Origin of the sequence: Sphingobium aquiterrae (assembly GCF_037154135.1) — a bacterium.
Classification (GTDB): domain Bacteria; phylum Pseudomonadota; class Alphaproteobacteria; order Sphingomonadales; family Sphingomonadaceae; genus Sphingobium; species Sphingobium aquiterrae.
Genome location: NZ_JBANFL010000001.1, coordinates 105,603 through 125,555 on the forward strand (window position 1 = coordinate 105,603; position 19,953 = coordinate 125,555).

The 19,953-nt window shown below is 66.9% G+C and carries 17 protein-coding genes; 13 read left to right on the top strand and 4 right to left on the bottom strand.

Going from position 1 to position 19,953, the window contains the following annotated elements; translation table 11 throughout:
* Window positions 1-40 precede the first annotated feature (40 nt).
* Window positions 41-778 carry a class I SAM-dependent methyltransferase gene (locus tag WFP78_RS00465; protein WP_336957795.1) on the bottom strand — a complete coding sequence of 246 codons (738 nt, stop codon included), beginning with the start codon at window positions 776-778 and terminating at the stop codon, window positions 41-43.
* 205 nt (window positions 779-983) lie between these two features.
* On the bottom strand, window positions 984-1,607 hold the full coding sequence (locus tag WFP78_RS00470) for a TlpA family protein disulfide reductase (RefSeq protein ID WP_336957796.1): 624 nt from the start codon (window positions 1,605-1,607) through the stop codon (window positions 984-986).
* Between the two features lie 88 nt (window positions 1,608-1,695).
* Between WFP78_RS00470 and argH the strand changes: the two genes are divergently transcribed.
* The 11 genes from argH (at window position 1,696) to pal (ending at window position 11,206) form a co-directional block, all read left to right on the top strand.
* Window positions 1,696-3,078 carry an argininosuccinate lyase gene (gene argH / locus WFP78_RS00475; RefSeq protein ID WP_336958193.1) on the top strand — a complete coding sequence of 461 codons (1,383 nt, stop codon included), beginning with the start codon at window positions 1,696-1,698 and terminating at the stop codon, window positions 3,076-3,078.
* The gene (locus WFP78_RS00480; RefSeq protein WP_336957797.1) at window positions 3,075-3,329 is read left to right on the top strand and encodes a hypothetical protein; all 255 of its coding nucleotides are present in this window, start codon (window positions 3,075-3,077) and stop codon (window positions 3,327-3,329) included. The genes argH and WFP78_RS00480 overlap by 4 nt, the downstream gene beginning before the upstream one ends.
* Before the next feature lie 13 nt (window positions 3,330-3,342).
* Window positions 3,343-4,608 carry a diaminopimelate decarboxylase gene (gene lysA / locus WFP78_RS00485; RefSeq protein WP_336957798.1) on the top strand — a complete coding sequence of 422 codons (1,266 nt, stop codon included), beginning with the start codon at window positions 3,343-3,345 and terminating at the stop codon, window positions 4,606-4,608.
* Between the two features lie 7 nt (window positions 4,609-4,615).
* On the top strand, window positions 4,616-5,413 hold the full coding sequence (locus tag WFP78_RS00490) for an NAD(P)-dependent oxidoreductase (RefSeq protein ID WP_336957800.1): 798 nt from the start codon (window positions 4,616-4,618) through the stop codon (window positions 5,411-5,413).
* On the top strand, window positions 5,410-6,390 hold the full coding sequence (locus tag WFP78_RS00495; protein WP_336957801.1) for a zinc transporter ZntB: 981 nt from the start codon (window positions 5,410-5,412) through the stop codon (window positions 6,388-6,390). The genes WFP78_RS00490 and WFP78_RS00495 overlap by 4 nt, the downstream gene beginning before the upstream one ends.
* A gap of 179 nt (window positions 6,391-6,569) precedes the next feature.
* Window positions 6,570-7,034, top strand: coding sequence for a YbgC/FadM family acyl-CoA thioesterase (locus WFP78_RS00500; RefSeq protein ID WP_336957802.1), 465 nt, complete (start codon window positions 6,570-6,572; stop codon window positions 7,032-7,034).
* Window positions 7,031-7,753 carry a protein TolQ gene (tolQ, locus tag WFP78_RS00505; protein ID WP_336957803.1) on the top strand — a complete coding sequence of 241 codons (723 nt, stop codon included), beginning with the start codon at window positions 7,031-7,033 and terminating at the stop codon, window positions 7,751-7,753. Before WFP78_RS00500 ends, tolQ begins: the two co-directional genes overlap by 4 nt.
* A 48-nt stretch (window positions 7,754-7,801) precedes the next feature.
* Window positions 7,802-8,287, top strand: coding sequence for an ExbD/TolR family protein (locus WFP78_RS00510; protein WP_336957804.1), 486 nt, complete (start codon window positions 7,802-7,804; stop codon window positions 8,285-8,287).
* Window positions 8,288-8,297: 10 nt separating this feature from the next.
* The gene (locus WFP78_RS00515) at window positions 8,298-9,224 is read left to right on the top strand and encodes a cell envelope biogenesis protein TolA (RefSeq protein WP_336957805.1); all 927 of its coding nucleotides are present in this window, start codon (window positions 8,298-8,300) and stop codon (window positions 9,222-9,224) included.
* On the top strand, window positions 9,221-10,549 hold the full coding sequence (tolB, locus tag WFP78_RS00520) for a Tol-Pal system beta propeller repeat protein TolB (RefSeq protein WP_336957806.1): 1,329 nt from the start codon (window positions 9,221-9,223) through the stop codon (window positions 10,547-10,549). Before WFP78_RS00515 ends, tolB begins: the two co-directional genes overlap by 4 nt.
* A gap of 144 nt (window positions 10,550-10,693) precedes the next feature.
* Window positions 10,694-11,206, top strand: coding sequence for a peptidoglycan-associated lipoprotein Pal (gene pal, locus WFP78_RS00525; RefSeq protein ID WP_336957807.1), 513 nt, complete (start codon window positions 10,694-10,696; stop codon window positions 11,204-11,206).
* A gap of 116 nt (window positions 11,207-11,322) precedes the next feature.
* Here the strand turns inward: pal and WFP78_RS00530 are convergent, their stop codons facing one another.
* The gene (locus WFP78_RS00530) at window positions 11,323-11,625 is read right to left on the bottom strand and encodes a hypothetical protein (protein WP_336957808.1); all 303 of its coding nucleotides are present in this window, start codon (window positions 11,623-11,625) and stop codon (window positions 11,323-11,325) included.
* Between the two features lie 30 nt (window positions 11,626-11,655).
* Window positions 11,656-14,544 carry a M16 family metallopeptidase gene (locus WFP78_RS00535; RefSeq protein WP_419722880.1) on the bottom strand — a complete coding sequence of 963 codons (2,889 nt, stop codon included), beginning with the start codon at window positions 14,542-14,544 and terminating at the stop codon, window positions 11,656-11,658.
* Between the two features lie 163 nt (window positions 14,545-14,707).
* On the opposite strand from WFP78_RS00535, the gene WFP78_RS00540 reads away from it, so the two are divergent.
* Entirely contained in the window at window positions 14,708-16,375 is a 1,668-nt protein-coding gene (locus WFP78_RS00540) for a M28 family metallopeptidase (protein ID WP_336957810.1), read from the top strand.
* Between the two features lie 239 nt (window positions 16,376-16,614).
* Entirely contained in the window at window positions 16,615-19,194 is a 2,580-nt protein-coding gene (gene clpB / locus WFP78_RS00545) for an ATP-dependent chaperone ClpB (RefSeq protein ID WP_336957811.1), read from the top strand.
* Window positions 19,195-19,953 lie beyond the last annotated feature (759 nt).

Genomic DNA, 19,953 nt, shown 5'->3' on the forward strand with positions numbered 1-19,953 from the left:
GCGCCCTCCTGTCCGCGCGCCCTGCCTTGCCGCCGATGGATCAGCGCAGCGGCTTGCGGAAGCGCAGGACGAACTGGTCCGTCTTGCCCCGGATGCCGCTTTCCTGAACCTTCAGGCTGTGATCGTCCGCCGGGTGGCGCAGGATCGGGCTCTGGCGGTCCAGCACGAAGCCGGCGGCCTTCACTTCGCTGATGACGGCGCTATCCTCGATCCGGTGCAGGGTCGATGTGACGGTGGTGCCGGCGCCTTTGGCGGCCTGATGGTCGACGATGAAATAAGAGCCGCCGGGCTTCAGCGCCCTGAAGGCGGCGGCATTGGTCAGCGTGGCGGCATCGCTGTCGCCGACCTTGTTGTTCTTGAAGTCATGATAGTTGAGCGTCGTCCACACGACATCGACCGGCTCGGGCACGGTGATCTCGCCCGGCCCGATCTCCACCAGGCTCAGATTGGCATGGCTCGCGGCATAGTCCGCCAACGCCGGGGAGGGGCGGCCCAGCATCGCATAGACATGCCCTTTGGCGCCCACCGCGCCCACGAGGATGCGGGTGAAATAGCCGCCGCCGGGCGCCAGTTCCGCCACCTTGTCGCCGGGCTTGAGGCCGGATGCCGCGATCGTCTCGGCCGGCTTGCGGTCCTGGTCGCGCACGCGGTCCGCTTCCGGGCGGCCGGGGTCGGCAAGCAGGCTCTTCATGTCGATGCGCATGCCGCCGGCCGCGCTCGCAAGGCCAACCGCAAGACATGCCATCAGGGCCGCGCCGCTTATCTGCCAGGCTTTCATGATCGTTCCTCCCAATTGCTGCGCCTGCCGGGCAGGCGCGCCATCCTACGCCGGAAGACGCGGGCTGCAAGCGGCTGTCCGGCGTTGATGCAATTGGCCATGAATCATTGCGACAGGGCGATCATGAGCAGGAAAGCGGCGTGCAAGCCCGCGATTGTCCGCCGTATCGCTTCATTCCGATATGATCGTCCCGGTATTGGGCCGATCAGGCGCCTTTCAGCGCTTCTTCGATCAGCGCCTTCGCTTCCGGCCCCGTCCAGTCCATCGCCCCGGTCACGCGCGCGACCTCCTTGCCCCTGGCATTATAGAGCACGCTGGTGGGCAACAGGCCGGTCGCATAGTGGAAACCGAACTGGTTTTCCGGGTCGCGCCAGGCCTTCAAATGCTTGAACTTGCGTGCAGCGAAAAAGGCGTCGACCCGTTCGGCGCCCTGGCTGTCCTGCGAGATGGTGAGGATCTGCAGGCCGCGCGGGGCATAGGTCGCCGCGATTGTGTCGAGCGTCGGCATTTCCGCGACGCAGGGCGCGCACCATGTCGCCCACAGGTTGACGAGGATGGGCTTGCCCGCAAAGTCGGCCAGCTTCGCCTCGCCACCGCCGGGCGCGGCAAAGACGAAGGCGGGTGCCGGCGTCCCTGCCTTGGCCTTGTCCACGGTGAAGCTGAAGCCGCCGCTGTCGTTGCCCGCCGGTGCCCCCGCCGACCCTGATGCCTCGTCGCTGGACGGCACTTCGTCGGATGCAGCGGCCGCGCTCGCATTGGCGTGTTGCCCCTGCGGCGCGGATTGCCTATCGCAGGCGCTCAACACGCCCCCCGCGATCAGCAGGGCCATGACGGAACGCAGTGAAACCATGACGGCACCGGAAGACCGGACAGACGAGACGAATAGGGGGCTGGGCAAGGGTTCAGGCTCCAACAGCATGTGGGGCGGGCGATTTGCGGCCGGCCCGGCTTCGGTCATGCGCGAGATAAATGCCTCTATCCCCTTCGACAAGCGATTGTGGCGGCAGGATATCGCCGGATCGCGCGCGCATGTCGCGATGCTGGCCAAACAGGGTATCGTTTCGGCGGCGGATGCGCAGGCGATCACGGACGGTCTGGCGCAGGTCGCGGCGGAATATGAGGCTAATGGCGTTCCGGAAGATCTCGACCTTGAAGATATCCACATGGCGACCGAATCGCGCCTGGCCGCGCTGATCGGCCCGGTCGCGGGCCGCCTGCACACCGCGCGTTCGCGCAACGATCAGGTCGCGACCGATTTCCGCCTGTGGGTGCGCGATGCGATCGACATGGTCGAGGCCGGCCTTGCCGGGCTGCAGCGCGCGCTGGTGGCGCGGGCGCAGGAGCATGCCGACGCAGTGATGCCGGGCTTCACCCATCTCCAGTCCGCCCAGCCGGTGACGCTCGGCCATCATCTGATGGCCTATTATGAGATGGTCCGGCGCGACCGCAGCCGCTTTGCCGACGCGCGGGTGCGGATGAACGAATGCCCGCTGGGCGCGGCCGCGCTCGCCGGCACCGGCTTTCCGCTGGATCGCCATGCGACGGCGGCGGCGCTGGGCTTCGACCGGCCGACCGACAACAGCCTCGACAGCGTGTCCGACCGAGACTTCGCGCTCGATTATCTGATGGCGGCGACCCAGTGCAGCCTGCATCTGTCGCGGCTGGCCGAGGAATTCATCATCTGGGCGAGCCAGCCCTTCGGCTTCATCTCGCTGCCGGACGCCTATTCGACCGGCAGCTCGATCATGCCGCAGAAGCGCAATCCCGATGCGGCGGAGCTGGTGCGCGGCCATGCCGGGCGGATCGCGGGCGCCATGAACGCGCTGGTCATCACCATGAAGGGCCTGCCGCTTGCCTATTCGAAGGACATGCAGGACGACAAGCCGCCGGTGTTCGAGGCGCACGACCTGCTGGGCCTCTCCATCGCGGCGATGACCGGCATGATCGAGACCGTCACTTTCCGCACCGACCGGATGCGGACGCTTGCCGAAAGCGGCCATGCGACTGCGACCGATCTTGCCGACTGGCTGGTGCGCGAGGCGAACGTGCCTTTCCGCGAGGCGCATCACATCACCGGTCGCGCAGTGAAGCTGGCGGACGACAGCGGCGTGGCGCTCGCCGCGCTGCCGCTGGAAGCACTGCAGGAGATCGACCCGCGCATCGACGCGCGGCTGTTTGCGGTGCTGACCGTCGATGCCTCTGTCGCCAGCCGCCGCAGCCATGGCGGCACCGCGCCCGATCAGGTGCGCGCCCGCATCGCGCAGGCGAAGGCCGCGTTGCTGGAAGGGACGGCGCCATGACCGGCCGGACCGCCATCGCCCTGGCATTGGGGGCGCTCGCCCTGCTGTCCGCCTGTGGCGGGCGACAGGCGCTGCAGCCGCCCAGCGGTACCGCGCGCATCCCCGTGCCGCGGGGCGCCGCTGCGCAGCCGACGGCGCAGCAGCTGATGACGCCATCCGAACAGTCGCGGCCCGAGCGCAACGCGGAATTGCTGACCAAATCGCAGGAGCGCGAGGACGATCCTTTCGACCTTCCGCCCGAAACCAACTGAGGAACGCTGCCAGATGGACCATTTCGAGTATCGCGGCGGCGCGATGCATGTTGAGGACGTGCCTGTCGAGGTGATCGCCGAAGCGGTCGGCACGCCTGTCTATATCTACTCCACTGCCACCCTGACCCGCCATGTCGGCGTGTTCCGCGCGGCGCTGTCCGCCCTGCCCGATCCGTTGATCGCCTTTGCGGTGAAGGCGAACCCCAATGCCGCCGTGCTCGGCACGCTGGCGAAGCTGGGGCTGGGCGCGGACGTGGTGTCCGCCGGCGAGCTGCTGCGCGCGCTTGCCGCCGGCATCCCGGCGAGCAAGATCGTCTTTTCCGGCGTCGGCAAGACCCGCGAGGAAATGCGGCTCGCGCTGGAAAAGGGCATTTTCCAGTTCAACCTGGAAAGCGAGCCGGAGGCGGAGATGCTGTCCGAAGTGGCGCTTTCCATGGGGCAGGTCGCGCCGGTCGCCTATCGCATCAACCCGGATGTGGACGCGGGCACCCATGCGAAGATTTCCACCGGCAAGGCGGAAAACAAGTTCGGCATCCCCTATGATCGCGCCATTGCCGCCTATGATCGGGCGGCGCAGCTTGCCGGGCTCGACGTGCAGGGCGTCGCCGTCCACATCGGCAGCCAGCTGACCGATCTCGCCCCGCTGGAGGCTGCCTTCACCAAGGTCGGCGCGCTGATCGAGGTGCTGGCCGACGAAGGGCACACTATCCGCACTGCGGACCTGGGCGGCGGCCTGGGCGTGCCCTATGATCCTTCGCTCCCCGTGCCGCCCAGCCCCGCCGACTATGGTGCGATGGTGACGCGCGTCACCCGCGACTGGAAGGTGCGGCTGATGTTCGAGCCCGGCCGGGTGATCGTGGGCAATGCCGGCGCGCTGGTGAGCCGTGTCGTGCGGGTGAAGCAGGGGGCGAGCCAGCCCTTCGTCATCGTCGACGCGGCGATGAACGACCTACTCCGCCCCAGCCTCTATGACGCCTGGCACGATATTCGCGCGGTGCAGCCCAGCGGCCGCACGACGACGGCCAATGTCGTCGGCCCGGTATGCGAGAGCGGCGATACCTTTGCCACGGGCCGGGCGATGGACCATGTGCAGGCGGACGATCTGGTCGCCTTCATGACCGCCGGGGCTTATGGCGCGACCATGGCCGGCACCTATAACAGCCGCCCGCTGACCCCCGAAGTGCTGGTGTCCGGCGATCGCTGGGCCGTCGTGCGTCCGCGTCCGCCGGTCGAGGCGCTGATCGCGGGCGACATCATCCCCGATTGGGTGAAGGGCTAACACGCGCATGGAGGCCCTGCCGCTGTTCCTGCGCCTTGCGGACCGGCCGGTGATCCTGCTGGGCGAGGGTGAGGTGACGGCGGCCAAGCGGCGCCTGCTGGAGCGGGCCGGCGCGTGCGTGACGGACGATGAGGGCGCGCAGGCGGCCATCGCCATCGTCGCGATCGAGGATGATGCGGCGGCACGCGCGGCGGTCGCCCGGCTGCAGGCGCGGGGCGTGCTGGTGAACGCCGTCGACCGCCCGGCGCTCTGCGATTTCACCCTGCCCGCCATTGTCGACCGCGATCCGTTGATCGTCGCGGTGGGGACGGGCGGGGCTTCGGCGGGGCTTGCCAAGGCGGTGCGGCAGCGGATCGAGGCGATGCTGCCGGCGCGGCTGGGCGCTTTGGCGCTGGCGCTGTCGGCGGCGCGCGGGGCGATCAGGCAGTGCTGGCCGGGTGCCGCGGAGCGACGCCGGGCCATCGACGCGGCCCTTGCGGCGGGCGGCGCGCTCGATCCGTTGGCGGATGGCGATGGCGATGGCGATGGCGATGGCGACGCTCGCGTGGCGGCATGGCTTGCGCAGGATGGAGGGGAAGGGGACGGCAGTCGCCTGGTCAGGTTGATCCTCGCGTCGGCGGACCCCGACGACCTCAGCCTGCGCGCCGCGCGGTTGCTGGGCGAGGCGGACAGGGTCTATTACCATCCCGATGTGCCGGCCGCGATCCTGGTCCGTGCCCGCGCCGACGCTGCGCGGATCATGGCCGATGCGCCGCCCGGTGCGCCCGGCGCGGGCCTCTCGCTCTGGCTGGAGATCGCCCGATGAGCCTCGTCCTCATCCATGACGGCGCCCAAAGCGGCGCTGGCGTAAGGGAGATCACGCTCGACGCCTGGTGCGCGCTGCCGACGCATCCGGCCCTGACCTGGCTGCATATCGATGGGCGGAAGGAAGATCCGCGCGCGGTGGCGGGCAGGATCGCCGACGTGCCCGAATCCGCGATGCGGGCCCTGGTCGCGCAGGAAACGCGGCCGCGCTGCACCTTCATGAGCGCGGGCGGCATCACCGGCGCGCTGGTCAACCTGCGTGGCCTGTGTGGCGGTGAAGACCCCGATGGCGATCCGCTCGTGTCCATCCGCCTCTGGGTGCAGAAGGGGCTGATCGTGTCCACCGTTTATCGCGAGCTGGCCGCGCTGCCACGCATGATCGAGCAGATGAAGAGCGGGGCGATCCGCGATCCGGGCGATTTCATTGCCTGCCTTGCCCAGGAAATCACCGATGAGCTGGACCCGGACGTGGCCGAACTGGGCGATGCGCTGGACGACATCGAAAGTGCGCTGAGCGAGGAGGGGTTGTCCGAATCGCGCCGCCGCGTCGCCCGTATCCGCGCGACCGCCATCGCCTATCGCCGGTTCCTCTCGCCGCAGCGGCAGGCGGTCGAGCGGCTGGCGATGGCCGATGCGCACTGGCTGGAGGAGGACGACCGGCTGCACCTGCAGGATGCGGCCGACCGCTGCGCGCGCATGGCGGAAGAACTGGAGGCGGTGCGCGAACGGTCGGCGCTGGCCCATGAAGCGCTGACCGACCTGCGCGCCGAACAGATGAACCGACAGGCGCTGGTGCTCGCCGTCGTGGCGCTGATCTTCCTGCCGCTCACCTTCATCACCGGCCTGCTGGGCATGAATGTGGAGGGCATTCCCTTTGCCCATGCGCATTGGGCCTTCTGGGGCGTGACCGGCTTTTGCGTGGCGACGGCGATTGCGATCGCGGGCTGGTTCGCCGCGACCAATTGGCTCAGGCTATAGGCGGGCGTGCCGGGCGAACGGGCTGTCCGGCCTTCCGCCGACGGACTTTCCCTGCCCTCTCCCGAAGGCCGTCACCGGCCCATATGCGCGACGGACCGGGGCAGCCGTGCGGGAAAAGGTTTCGTTCTCGTCATTTTACGGCTTTGCGCTGCAGTGCGGAACGTGGTTAAACGGCCGCCATGTCCCCCGTGCTGCCAGCGCCGGCGACCGGTATCTTCATGGCCGGCGTCCACCATTTTCCCGTCCGTGTCTATTTCGAGGACACGGATCTGTCGGGCGTGGTCTATCATGCCAATTATCTGCGCTATATGGAGCGGGCGCGGTCGGACATGCTGCGCGTGGCCGGCATCGACCAGCGCGGCACCCATGAGGGCGGGACGGGCGTCTATGCCGTCGCGGATGTGGCGATCAGCTATCGCCGGCCGGCACGGCTGGACGACGATCTGCTGGTGCGCAGCCATGTGACTGGGGTAGGTGCCGCCACCTGTACCATCCATCAGCAGGTGGTGCGTGGAGAAGACATCCTGACCCAAAGCGACGTGAAAGTCGCCTTCCTCAGCCCCCAGGGTCGCCCGCAACGGCAACCGGCGCCCTGGATCGCATTGTTCAACCGCCTCCTCCAAGGGGAAGATTTGACTATATGAGCCTCTCCCTGCCCATATTCTCCGCCGCGCTGGCGCTTGCCGACGGGCCGACCGTCATCTCGCCGGTCAAACTGTTCCTTCAGGCCGACATCGTCGTCAAGGTCGTGATGGTGGGCCTGCTGCTCGCCAGCATCTGGACCTGGGCGATCATCATCGGCTTCAGCTTTTCCTTCGGGCGTGCGCGCCGCGGCTGCGCCAGTTTCGAGACGGATTTCTGGAAGACCGAGGATATCGACCGCTTCTACGAAGCCCGTGGCAAGGCCAACCTGCCGACCGCCAAGGTGATGGCGGCGGGCGTTTCCGAATGGCGCCGCTCCACCGCGCAGAAGAGCGTGGACCGCGAAGGCACGCGCGACCGCCTGTCGACCGCCATGGGCAGCGCCGTCGCCGCCGAGGTGGATCGCATGTCCGACCGGCTCAACATCCTGGCGACGGTCGGCAGCGTCGCGCCCTTTGTCGGCCTGTTCGGCACCGTCTGGGGCATTATGCGCGCCTTCACCTCGATCGCGGCGGAGCAGAACAGCTCGCTCGCCGTCGTCGCGCCGGGCATTGCCGAGGCGCTGTTCGCGACCGCCATCGGCCTGTTCGCGGCCATCCCGGCGGTGATCGCCTATAACCGCTTCAGCCATGGCATCAACAAGCTGGAGGCGCGGCTGCACCGCTTTGCGGACGGCTTCTATGCGACCTTGAGCCGCGAACTGGAAAGCCAGCGCCAGTGACGGCAGGGAAACTGATCGTGCCCGCTTTGACACAGGAGACGCGCTGAGATGGGCATGGGAACGCCGCCTTCCGGCCGCAGGGGCGGCCGCCGCGCGCCGATGGCCGACATCAACGTCACGCCGCTGGTGGACGTGATGCTGGTGCTGCTCATCATCTTCATGGTGACGGCGCCGTTGCTGGTGACGGGCGTGCCGGTCAAGCTGCCGGACAGCCGCGCCAAGGCGCTGGATCAGGATGAGAAACCCACGGTGCTCTCCATCGACAGGAGCGGCCGGCTGTTCATCGACGATGTCGAGATCAGCGAGGGCGACCTGCCCGGCCGCCTTGCCGAAATCCGCGCGGCCACGGCGGGGGCGGAGCCGCCGCAGATGTTCCTGCGCGCCGATACGGCACTGGATTATGGCCGCGTGATGCGGGTGATGGGCGAACTCAACCGTGCCGGGCTCAGCCGGGTGGCGCTGGTCAGCAGCAGCGCGAGCGAGGGCGCGCGCAATGCGGCACCCGTCATCGCAGGTTCAGGACCGGGCGAATAGGTGGCGGTGCATGGAGCGCTCTGAAAAGATCGGCCTTGGCATCGCCACGGCGGGACATGTCCTGCTGTTCGGCGTGCTGTCTTCCGGTTTCCTCTCGACGCCCAACCCGCTGAAGCTCAACTCGCCGCCCATGGATGTGTCCATGGTGGACGAGGTGGCGCTGCAGAGCATGGCCCAGCGCGTCTCGACCACCCCGCCGCCGCCCTCGCAGGCGCCCGAGCAGGGGCCGACGGAAGAGGCCGCGCCCGCCCCCGCGCCTGAAGCGGCGCCGGAGCCCGAGCCGGAACCGGTGCCCGCGCCGCCGCCGCCCAAGCCCGCCCCGCCCCGCCAGATCGCGGAAAAGGCGAAGCCCAAGCCCAGGCCACCGGCCGCGCCGCCCAAGGCCGTCGCAAAACCGGCCCCGCCCAGGGAAAAGCCCGCGGCCAAGCCCGCCCCCGCGAAGGAAACGCCCAAGGCGAAGCCCAAGCCGGCGCCGGAAAAGCCGAAAGCCAGCGGCAGCGGCACGGCGACCCGCGCACGCGGATCGCTGCTCGGCCCGGATTTCCTCAAGGGCATCCAGACCGAAAAGCCCGTCCGCCCCACGGCGCCTTCGCCCGCCCCCGCCGCCGCGCTGGGCCCGCAGCAGAAGGCCGCGCTCGACCAGGAAATCCGCCGGCAGCTCAAGGCCCATTGGCGGCCGCCCTCGGGCGCCGACGCCGACCAGCTCGTGACGCTGCTCAGCGTCCATCTCGACAAGAATGGGCGGGTCGTCGGCTCGCCCGAACTGGTCGATCAACTGGGCGTGACGGCCAGCAACAGGCCGCAAGCGAAATTACATGCCGAACGTGCGATCCAGGCTGTTATGCTGGCCTCGCCGTTCCAGAATCTGCCGCCGGAATATTATGACCAGTGGAAGTGGCTGAAGCCGCTCCGCTTTGACGCGAGGCTGAACCGATGAAACGCTTGAAGATCCTGATCGTCGCGGCGGTATGCGCGCTTGGCGCGACGCCCGCCATGGCCCAGCTCTCCGTCGACGTGACCGGGGAGATCGACAGTAGCCTGAAGATCGCGGTGCCCGCCATGCCCGCGCAGCAGCAGGTGACGACCCCGGCCGGCACCACCGACGAGCTTGGCCGCAAGATCGCCGAAGTGGTCGCCGCCGACCTGCGCGGGTCGGGCCTGTTCGATCCCATGGGCCCCGCGGGGCTCAAGGCCATCACCGTGCCCGAAGTCACCTTCCCGGCGTTCGATCACTGGGCGGGCACGGGCGCGCAGGCGCTGGTGCAGGGGTTCGTGCGCTCGGCCGGGGGCGACAACGACATTACCGTCGGCTGCTATCTCTACGATGTGGCGCTCAAGCAGGAACTGACGCGGCAGGGCTATGTCGTCTCGCCGCGCGACTGGCGCCGGGCCGCGCATAAGTGCGCCGACGCCATCTATGCGCGCCTGTCGGGCGAAAGCCCCTTCTTCGACAGCCGCATCGCCTATATCGCCGAAAGCGGCCCCAAAGATAACCGGGTCAAGCGCCTGGCGATCATGGATTCCGATGGCGCCAATCATCGCTTCATCACCAACGGCCAGTCGCTTGCGCTGACCCCGCGCTTCTCGCCCGACTATAAGTCGATCGTCTATGTGAGCTATCTGGGCAGCCGGGTGCGCATCTACATCTACGATATCGGCACCGGCAAGCAGCGGCTGGTGACGGAAAGCAACAACCCGACCTTTGCGCCGCGCTGGTCGCCCGATGGGCGCTTCATCCTCTTCTCGATGGCGGTGGCGGGCAATACCGACATCTATCGCGTGTCGAGCACCGGCGGCGCGCCGGTACGCCTCACCACCTCGCCATCCATCGACGTGGGCGGCAGCTATTCGCCCGACGGCACGAAGATCGTGTTCGAAAGCGATCGTTCGGGCGGGCAGCAAATCTATGTGATGAACGCCGACGGTTCCAACCAGCAGCGCATCAGCCATGGCGGCGGCCGCTATGCGACGCCCGAATGGAGCCCGCGCGGCGACCTGATCGCCTTCACCAAGATCAGCGGCGACTTCAAGATCGCGGTGATGACGCCCGGCGGGGACAATGAGCGCATTCTGACCAATGGCTGGCAGGACGAGCAGCCCAGCTGGTCGCCCAATGGCCGGGTGCTGCAATTCTTCCGCACCACGCCGGGTCGTCAGGGCACCAGCCAGGTCTGGCAGGTCGACCTGACCGGCGTGAACGAACGTCGCATCCCGACACCGCTCAACGGCTCCGACCCGGCCTGGGGACCGTTGCTGCCCTGAGGGACAGGCTATTTGCATCATATTCGCACTGCAATCGCCCGCTCATGGAACTCAATCGTCCTGACAGCGTAACAATCTGGTCAAGCTGTCGATACGCATTCATCATCGGGCGGTAGCCCCCAAGGATATTCCAAGGAGAATCACATGACACAGATGTCCCGGACCATGCTCGCGGCCTGCGCCGTCATCGCACTTGCCGCCTGTTCGAAGAAACCGCCGCAGGAACTGCCGCCCGCACCGGCCGGCTCGACTACCGAGCAGACCACCGCGCCCGCGCCCTCCGGCCCGGTCAAGGGCAGCCAGGAGGACTTCATCGCCAGCGTCTCCTCCGACCGCATCTATTTCGACACCGACAAATATGATGTCGATGCCGACGATCAGGGGACGCTGCGCAGCCAGGCGACCTGGCTGCAGGCGAACCCCAATGTGCGCGTGACGATCGAGGGCCATGCCGACGAACGCGGCACCCGCGACTACAATCTGGCGCTGGGCGAGCGTCGCGCCAATGCCGCGAAGAACTATCTGGCTTCGCTGGGCATCGATTCCAGCCGAATCACGACGGTCAGCTATGGCAAGGAACGCCCGGCCGCCCTGGGCTCCGACGAAGCCGCCTGGGCGCAGAACCGCCGTGCGGTGACGGTGACGGTCCAATATTGATCGCAACGGAGCCTGCGGGGGCGACCCCGCGGGCCCGCCAGACGCAAAAAGACCCGCCGGTGGAGATCCACTGGCGGGTCTTTTTTACAGGCGCGCGGCCTATAGCGCGTACAGCTTCAGGCCCGGCGCTTGCCTGTCATCGCGGCGCTGCCGAAGGCGCCCAGCTGGATCGTGCCGGTCAGCGTGTCGCCTTCCACCACGGCTTCCGCCGACAACGTCATCGGCATGGGGATGGTCATCTCCATCGTCCAGGTCAGGCGATTGCCGTCCACCGTGCCATCCTTCACGTCCAGCGACCCCAGCGGGCCGGCATTGGTGCCGTGGAAGGTCGTGCCGTTGCTGATGACGGTGAACACGCTGGACTGGTCGCCCATCGGGGTCTTGGTCACGCAATCATAGGCGCCGTCTACTTCAGCCATGTCATTCGTCTCCCGTGTCTCCGGCGAACCTCATTCGCCCACGCTGCCCATCTCGACCGGCAGGCCGACGGCGTCAAGCTGCGGCTTGACCAGCTTCGCGTCGCCGATGACCACCCAGATCAGCCGGTCCGCGTCGATCGCGCCGCGCGCCGCCTTGTCGAGGTCGGCCGGGGTCAGCGCCCGGTAGATCGCGGGCAGCTTTGCATAATAATCGTCCGGCCGGCCGAGCATGGTGTTGCGCATCATGGCGCCCAGCAGGTCCGCCGAGGTTTCGAAGCTGCCCGGCAGCGAGAGGATCTGGCTGTTGATCGTCTGGTTGCGTTCGGCGTCGGTGGTGCCCTTGGCCGTCAGGAACGCCCGGATGTCGGCCCGCGCGGCGATGATCGATTCGCCGGTCTTGTCGGTCTGCACCGGGGCATAGACGAACAGGGGGATGGTTTCCTTGACGCCGGCCAGCTGCGATCCGGCGAAATAGGCCCAGCCCTTGGTCTCCCGCAGGTCCATCGTCAGCCGCGAGGTCGAGCTGCCCCCCAGCACGTCATTGGCGGCGATCAGGTCGACCGGACTGTCGGTGCCGCTCTTGTTCGTCAGCATGCCGGCCAGGATCATCGATTGCGGGCTTTGCGGCTTGTCCACCAGCACGATGCGGGCGGTGCGCATCATGCGGTCCATGCGGAACAGCTTGCTGCCCTTGGGGGTCGCGGGTGCCTGCCACTTGCCGAAGCGGGCCTCGAGCAGCGGCATCAGCTCTGCCAGGCTGGTGTCGCCGGTCGCGAAGATGGTCGCATTGTCCGGCCTGATCCAGGCGCCATGGAACGCGACCAGATCGTCGCGGGTCGCCGCGTTGACGCCTTTTTCGTCGCCCGATCCCGTGAACGGCACGCCATAGGGGTGCGCCGCGCCGTACAGCAGCGGTGGCAGCAGGCGCTGGGCGGTGGGGATGGGCTGGGTCTTTTCCGATGCGATGCGGGCCAGCAACTGGCCGCGCAGGCGCTCGACCTCGGCCGGGGCGAAGGCGGGGTTGCGGACGATGTCGGCCAGCAGGTCCAGCGACGCCGCCAGATTGGGCTTGAGCGCGAACATGCCGACATTGGTGCTGTCCATCGAACTGCCGGCGGAAATGGATGCGCCCAGGCGTTCCTGCTCCTCCGCGATCTGGAGCGACGTGCGGGTCGTGGTGCCTTCGTCCATCAGCGACGTCATCAGCGCGGCGGTGCCCAGCTTGGCCTTGTCGTCGGCGGCGTTGCCCGCGTCGAAGCTGACCGAGACCCGCACGGTGGGCACGGCGTCGCGCCGGGCAAAGACGACGGGGATGCCGTTCGAGAGTTTGGCATGTTCGACCGTGGGGAACTGCAGGTCGGCGACCGGCTCGATCGGCGGCTGGGCGATCTTCGTGGGGGGAGGCGGCGCGGCGGCCGATGTCGTGGCCGATGTCGTGGCCGGTGCCGACGCGTCCTGCGGATTGTGGAAATAGGCGGGATGCATCGTCGCATTGCCGGCAAGGGCATTGTCCTGCGCGGACCGGTCGCCGGGCTCCACGGTCAGGCGGAAGACGGGGCGGCCAAGCCATGCGCGCGCGGCATCGCCGACGGACCGGGGCGTCGCCGCGGCATAGGCCGCCAGGTCCGTGGCATATTTGCCCGGATCGTTCGAATAGACCGCGCCTTCGGCCAGGGTCACGGCCTTGCCGCCGGTGCCGCCGACCTGTTCGAGCCCGGAGATCGTGCCCGCCAGCTGCCGGGTTGCGGCCCGCGTCACCTCGTCGGCCGTGGGGCCCTTGGCAAGATAATCGGCCAGCAGCTGGTCCAGCCTTTTGCCGACCAGCACCGGATCGGTGCCCGGCTTCACGTCGACGGTGATTTCCGCCATGCTCAGCTTCTCGAAGGGCTGGATTTCCGCCTTCACGGCCACCGCCAGCTTTTCATTGCGTACCAGCACCGTGTCGAGGCGGGAGGAGGACAGGCCGCCCAGGATGGACATGGCCAGGTCCAGCGAAGGCAGGTCGGCCGCGTTGACGCCGGGGACGATCCAGTTGCGGTACAGGCGCACCGTGGCGACATGGTCCTTCATCACCTTGGTCACGTCGCTGGCGAGCGAGGGCACGCTCGCATCGACATCGACCGGCGCGGGGCCGGCGGGGATCGCGCCGAACCAGCGGGCAGCCTTGGCCTTGGCGGTCGCCATGTCGATATCGCCCGCCAGCACCAGCACGGCGTTGTTCGGGCCATAATGGGTCTTGAACCATGTCTGGACGTCCGCCAGGCTGGCGGCGTTCAGATCGGCCATCGAGCCGATGGTCGAGTGCCGATAGGGGTGTCCGGCGGGCAGCAGCGCGTCGAGCTGCGCATATTCGACCAGCCCGAAGGGCTCGTTCTCGCCCATCCGCTTTTCATTCTGGACGACGCCGCGCTGGGCATCCAGCTTCGTCTGGGTGACGGCGCCGAGCAGATGGCCCATGCGGTCGGATTCGAGGAACAGCGCACGGTCCAGCGCGCCGGTCGGCACCGTTTCGAAATAATTGGTGCGGTCGAACCAGGTCGTGCCGTTCCAGTCGGTCGCGCCGATATCCTCCAGCCGGGCGAAGAAGGGGCCGTCGGCATTTTCCGAACCGTAGAACATCAGATGTTCGAACAGATGGGCAAAGCCGGTCTTGCCCGCCGGCTCGAACCGGGAACCGACATGATACCAGACGGAAACGGCCACGATCGGCGCCTTGCGGTCGGTATGGACGATGACGCGCAGGCCGTTGGGCAGAGTGAATTGTTCATAGGGAATGTTCACCTTCGCCGCGAGCTGGGAGACCGGCGCGGGCGCGGCCTGCCGTGCCTGGGCAAGGGCGGGCACGGTCGGCAGCATGAGCGCGACGGGGGAGGTGGCAAGGACCAGCGCAAGGCCGAAACGGGCGAGATGTATAGACATGAACATCCTCTGGACAGGATCGGCAGGGTGGGAGGCCCGCGCAGACATGCGCCATAGCATAGCGAGGCGTAATAGCGGCGCAACACGCTTTCCGCTGGACAGCGCCGCTGCCCGCGATAGGCTCCCGCGCCATAAGCTCAAAAAAAGAGGGAACCTCCAAGAGATGAAACTGCCTTTTGCCGCGATGGCGCTGTGCCTTGCCGCGGCTGCCTCCGCCCAGACCACCGCGCCGACGGCCCCTTCGGTCGAGCCGGTGTTCACCGCCGCGCAGGTGCGCGCGCATGTCGATTTCCTGGCCGACGACCTGCTGGAAGGGCGCGACACCGGCAGCCGCGGGCATGAGATCGCCGCGCGCTATGTCGCCAGCCGGTTCGAGGCGCTGGGGCTGAAGCCCGGCGGCGACAATGGCGGCTGGTTCCAGACCATCACCTTCCAGCAGACCGATCGCACCGCGACCCCCGGCTCCGTCTCCATCGCCGGGCCGGGCGGCGAGAAGAGCTGGGCCCATGGCAGCGACGTGCTGGTCAGCCTGCCCGCCAACGGGACGAAGGAAGATGTGTCGGCGCCGCTAATCTTCGTGGGCTATGGCATCGAGGATGCGCGGCTTGGCATCAACGACTATGCCGGGCTGGATGTGAAGGGGAAGATCGTCGTCGCCCTGCGCGGCTATCCCAAGGGGCTGCCGAGCGAGGAGGGCGCGCATGTCTCCGCGACCAAGGCGAAGGCCGCGCAGGCGCATGGCGCCATCGGCATGCTGAGCGTGGGCACGAACCTGTCGATGAAGACGCGGCCCTGGGCGCGGATGGTGCAGTTCGCCGACGAACCCGATTTTTCCTGGGTGGACAAGGACGACAAGCCCTTTGACGAAGCGCCGGGCATTCGCGTGTCGGCATCGCTGAACGATCCGGCCGTGGCCGCCGTCTTTGCGGGCGCCCCCAAGTCGATCGCCGCGATCCGCGCTGTGGCGGACAAGGCGGGTGGGCGGCCCAAGGGCTTCGCGCTCAAGACCAGCGCGCATATCATGGTGGAAGGGCATGGACAGCGCGTGACCAGCCCCAATGTCGTGGGCATCCTGCCCGGTTCCGACCCGACGCTGGCGGCGCAATATGTCGCGCTCTCCGCGCATCTCGACCATATCGGCATCAGCAAGGCGAAGGCGGGCGACAAGCCCGGCACCGATTATATCAACAATGGCGCGCTGGATAATGCCGCCGGCATCGCGACCATGCTGGAGGTCGCCCGGGCGATGGCGCAGGCGCCGGTGACGCCGCGCCGCTCGATCATCTTCGTCGCTTCGACCGGCGAGGAGAAGGGCCTGCTGGGCGCCGACTATTTTGCCCGCCATCCCTCCGTGCCGATCGCGTCCATCGTCGGCAATGTCGATCTCGACATGCCGCTGCTGCTCTATCGCTTCACGGACCTCATCGCCTTTGGCGCCGATCATTCGACCCTGGGGCCGATCGTGGCAAAGGCGGTGACGCCGATGGGCGTGACGCTCTCGCCCGATCCGATGCCGCAGGAGGGCATTTTCACCCGCTCGGACCATTATATGTTCGTGAAGCAGGGCGTGCCCGCCGTGTTCCTGGCGACCGGCTATGCCAATGGTGGGGAAAAGGCCTGGGGCGAGTTCCTCAGCGGCAATTATCACCATCCGGGCGATGACATGAAGCAGGCGATCGATTGGGAATCGGGCGCACGCTTTGCCGAGGCCAATTACCGCATCACCCGCGCCATGGCCGACGACGATGCCCCGCCCATGTGGTTCAAGGGCGATTTCTTCGGCGATACCTTCGCGCCGAACGCGCCCAAGGCGGACAAGGCCGGGAAGTGACGATGAAGGGCCGGGGGGCAGGATGCTTCCCGGCCCTTATTCTTCGCCCCTCCGCCATCGTCATGCTGAAACAAGTTCAGCATGACGATGGAAGGATAACGGAGCGTGGGTCTGTTGCCTGTCATCGGTCCTTCCCCCCTACCCCGTAGCATTGCGGATAGACTGCAACCCCTTGTGTTGCTTTTTTGCAACATTATATCGCCGACGTTCGTTCCTGTTACCGGAGCTGTGTTGACCCCATGAACCTCGAAAAATTCACTGACCGCGCCAAGGGCTTCCTGCAGTCGGCGCAGACCGTCGCGATCCGCATGAGCCATCAGCGGATCAGCCCCGAGCATCTGCTCAAAGCCCTGCTGGAAGACGAGCAGGGCATGGCCTCCGGCCTCATCAAGGCGGCCGGTGGCGATGCCGCGACGGCGCTGCGCGAGACGGATGCCGCGCTGGCCAAGGTGCCGGTCGTCTCGGGCGGCGGGGCGCAGCAGACGCCGGGGTTGGACAATGACGCCGTGCGCGTGCTCGACCAGGCGGAACAGGTGGCGCAGAAGGCGGGCGACAGTTTCGTTACCGTCGAGCGGCTGTTGCTCGCGCTGCTGCTCTCCTCCACCACGACCGCCGGCAAGGCGCTGGCGGCCGCGGGCGTGAAGGCCGAGGCGCTCAACGCCGCGATCAACCAGCTGCGCGGCGGCCGCACCGCCGACACGTCGGGCGCGGAAGACCGCTATGACGCGCTCAAGAAATTCGCCCGCGACCTGACCGATGCAGCGAGGGCGGGTAAGCTCGATCCGGTGATCGGCCGCGACGAGGAAATCCGCCGCACCATCCAGATCCTGGCGCGCCGCACCAAGAACAATCCCGTCCTCATCGGCGAACCCGGCGTCGGCAAGACCGCCATTGCCGAGGGGCTGGCGTTGCGCATCGCCAATGGCGACGTGCCCGACACGCTGAAGGACCGCGCGCTGATGGCGCTCGACATGGGCAGCCTGATCGCGGGCGCCAAATATCGCGGCGAGTTCGAGGAGCGGCTGAAGGGCGTGCTCGATGAGGTGAAGGGCGCCGAGGGCCAGATCATCCTCTTCATCGATGAGATGCACACGCTGATCGGCGCGGGTAAGAGCGAAGGCGCGATGGACGCGGGCAACCTGCTCAAGCCTGCCTTGGCGCGCGGCGAACTGCACTGCATCGGCGCGACCACGCTGGACGAATATCGCAAATATGTGGAGAAGGACCCGGCCCTGCAGCGGCGGTTCCAGCCCGTCTTCGTGGGCGAGCCGACGGTGGAGGACACCATCTCCATCCTGCGCGGCCTCAAGGAGAAATATGAGCTGCACCATGGCGTGCGGATCACCGATAGCGCGATCGTGTCGGCCGCGACCCTCTCCAACCGCTACATCACCGACCGCTTCCTGCCGGACAAGGCCATCGACCTGATGGACGAGGCCGCGTCGCGCCTGCGCATGGAGGTGGAGAGCAAGCCGGAGGAGATCGAAAATCTCGACCGCCGCATCATCCAGCTCAAGATCGAGCGCGAGGCGCTGAAGAAGGAAACCGACAAGGCATCGCAGGATCGGCTGGCCGCGCTGGAGGAAGACCTCGCCAATCTGGAGCAGCAGTCGGCCGGGCTGACGCAGCGCTGGCAGGCGGAGAAGGACAAGATCGCGGGCGAGAGCCGGATCAAGGAGCAGCTGGATGGCGCGCGCCTTGAGCTGGAGCAGGCCCAGCGCGCCGGCGACCTCGCCAAGGCGGGGGAGCTTGCCTATGGTCGCATCCCCGAACTGGAGCGGCAACTGGCCGAAGCGCAGAGCGTCTCGCAGGGTGCGATGCTGCGCGAGGAAGTGACGAGCGAGGATATCGCCGGTATCGTCAGCCGCTGGACTGGCATTCCGGTCGACAAGATGCTGGAGGGCGAGCGCGAGAAGCTGCTCGCCATGGAAGCGGAGCTTGGCAAGCGCGTCATCGGGCAGGCCGATGCGGTGAAGGCGGTAGCGACCGCCGTGCGCCGCAGCCGCGCGGGCCTGCAGGACCCGAACCGGCCGCTGGGCAGCTTCCTCTTCCTTGGCCCCACGGGCGTCGGCAAGACGGAGCTGACCAAGGCGCTCGCCGGCTTCCTGTTCGATGACGAGCATGCGATGGTGCGCATCGACATGAGCGAGTTCATGGAGAAGCACTCGGTCGCCCGGCTGATCGGCGCCCCTCCGGGCTATGTCGGCTATGAGGAAGGCGGCGTGCTGACCGAGGCGGTCCGCCGCCGGCCCTATCAGGTGATCCTGTTCGACGAGGTGGAAAAGGCGCATGGCGACGTGTTCAACGTGCTGCTGCAGGTGCTGGACGACGGCCGCCTGACCGACGGGCAGGGCCGCACGGTGGACTTCACCAACACCATCATCGTGCTGACCAGCAACCTTGGCAGCCAGTTCCTGTCAAGCATGGCGGACGGGCAGAAGGTGGAGGATGTGGAGCCGCAGGTGATGGAAATCGTCCGCGCCCATTTCCGCCCGGAATTCCTCAACCGTCTGGACGAGATCATCCTGTTCCACCGCCTGGGCGCCGAGCATATGGGGCCGATCGTGGATATCCAGATCGGCCGCGTGCAGACGCTGCTGAAGGACCGCAAGGTGACGCTGGACCTGACCGACGCGGCGCGGGCATGGCTGGGGCGGGTCGGCTACGATCCCGTCTATGGCGCAAGGCCGCTGAAACGCGCGGTGCAGCGCTATCTGCAGGACCCGCTGGCCGACCTCATCCTGCGCGGCGAGGTGCCCGATGGGTCGACCGTGCATGTGGATGACGGCGATGGGGCGTTGAAGCTGATGGTCGGCTGAAGCAGATTGGATGCGTGAATGAAGGGGCCGGGCGGCGATGGTTGCCCGGCCCCTTCAATATTTTCTTTCCTAACGTCATCCCCGCGCAGGCGGGGACCCATCTCCCATCAGAAGGCGCTTGATGTCAGGTCAGGAGATGGGTTCCCGCCTGCGCGGGAATGACGAGTTGGTGGAAAGCGGACATCTAGAGCACGTCCGAGTCAGGCACGCTGAGATCGCCAAGCGTGTAAACCGAAAGATCGCCAGAAATCCCGAAATTCTAATGTGGACACTGAGTAGAGATATTATACAGTCGTAGGAAGGCCGGGAGGCAGTTTAATGGCTAAGTTTGCGGAAGAAGAATGTGCAACCTGTCATGCAATTCGTCCCAAGAACGAAATGCGAGAGGTAAAGGTCGAGCGGGTGATCGGTAGATCATATGGTGGCTCCAACACTGCGCGATCAGGTCGTAGGCAATACAATTCTTTTAGCAGTTCAGGCAGAATACGCTTTGGCTCCGGCACGTCGTCTAGTTCAGGCCATAGCTCAAGGTCCAACACTCGCACTAGGGTTGAAAGAGTGTGGGTGTGTCTTGGTTGTCGTGCTCCGCGTTCAGATGGGTGGTTTGGCAGTTTGGTATCCAAGATTGCAATTGCCGGTGCGTTGGGCTGGTGGGCGATAAGTTCCTTTACGCATCAAAAGGGGACAGAGGCACGAACATCTCAAACCGAAGCCTCCGACGCGGGGGAACAGACTGGCGCAGCAGTGGTAGAACCTGTT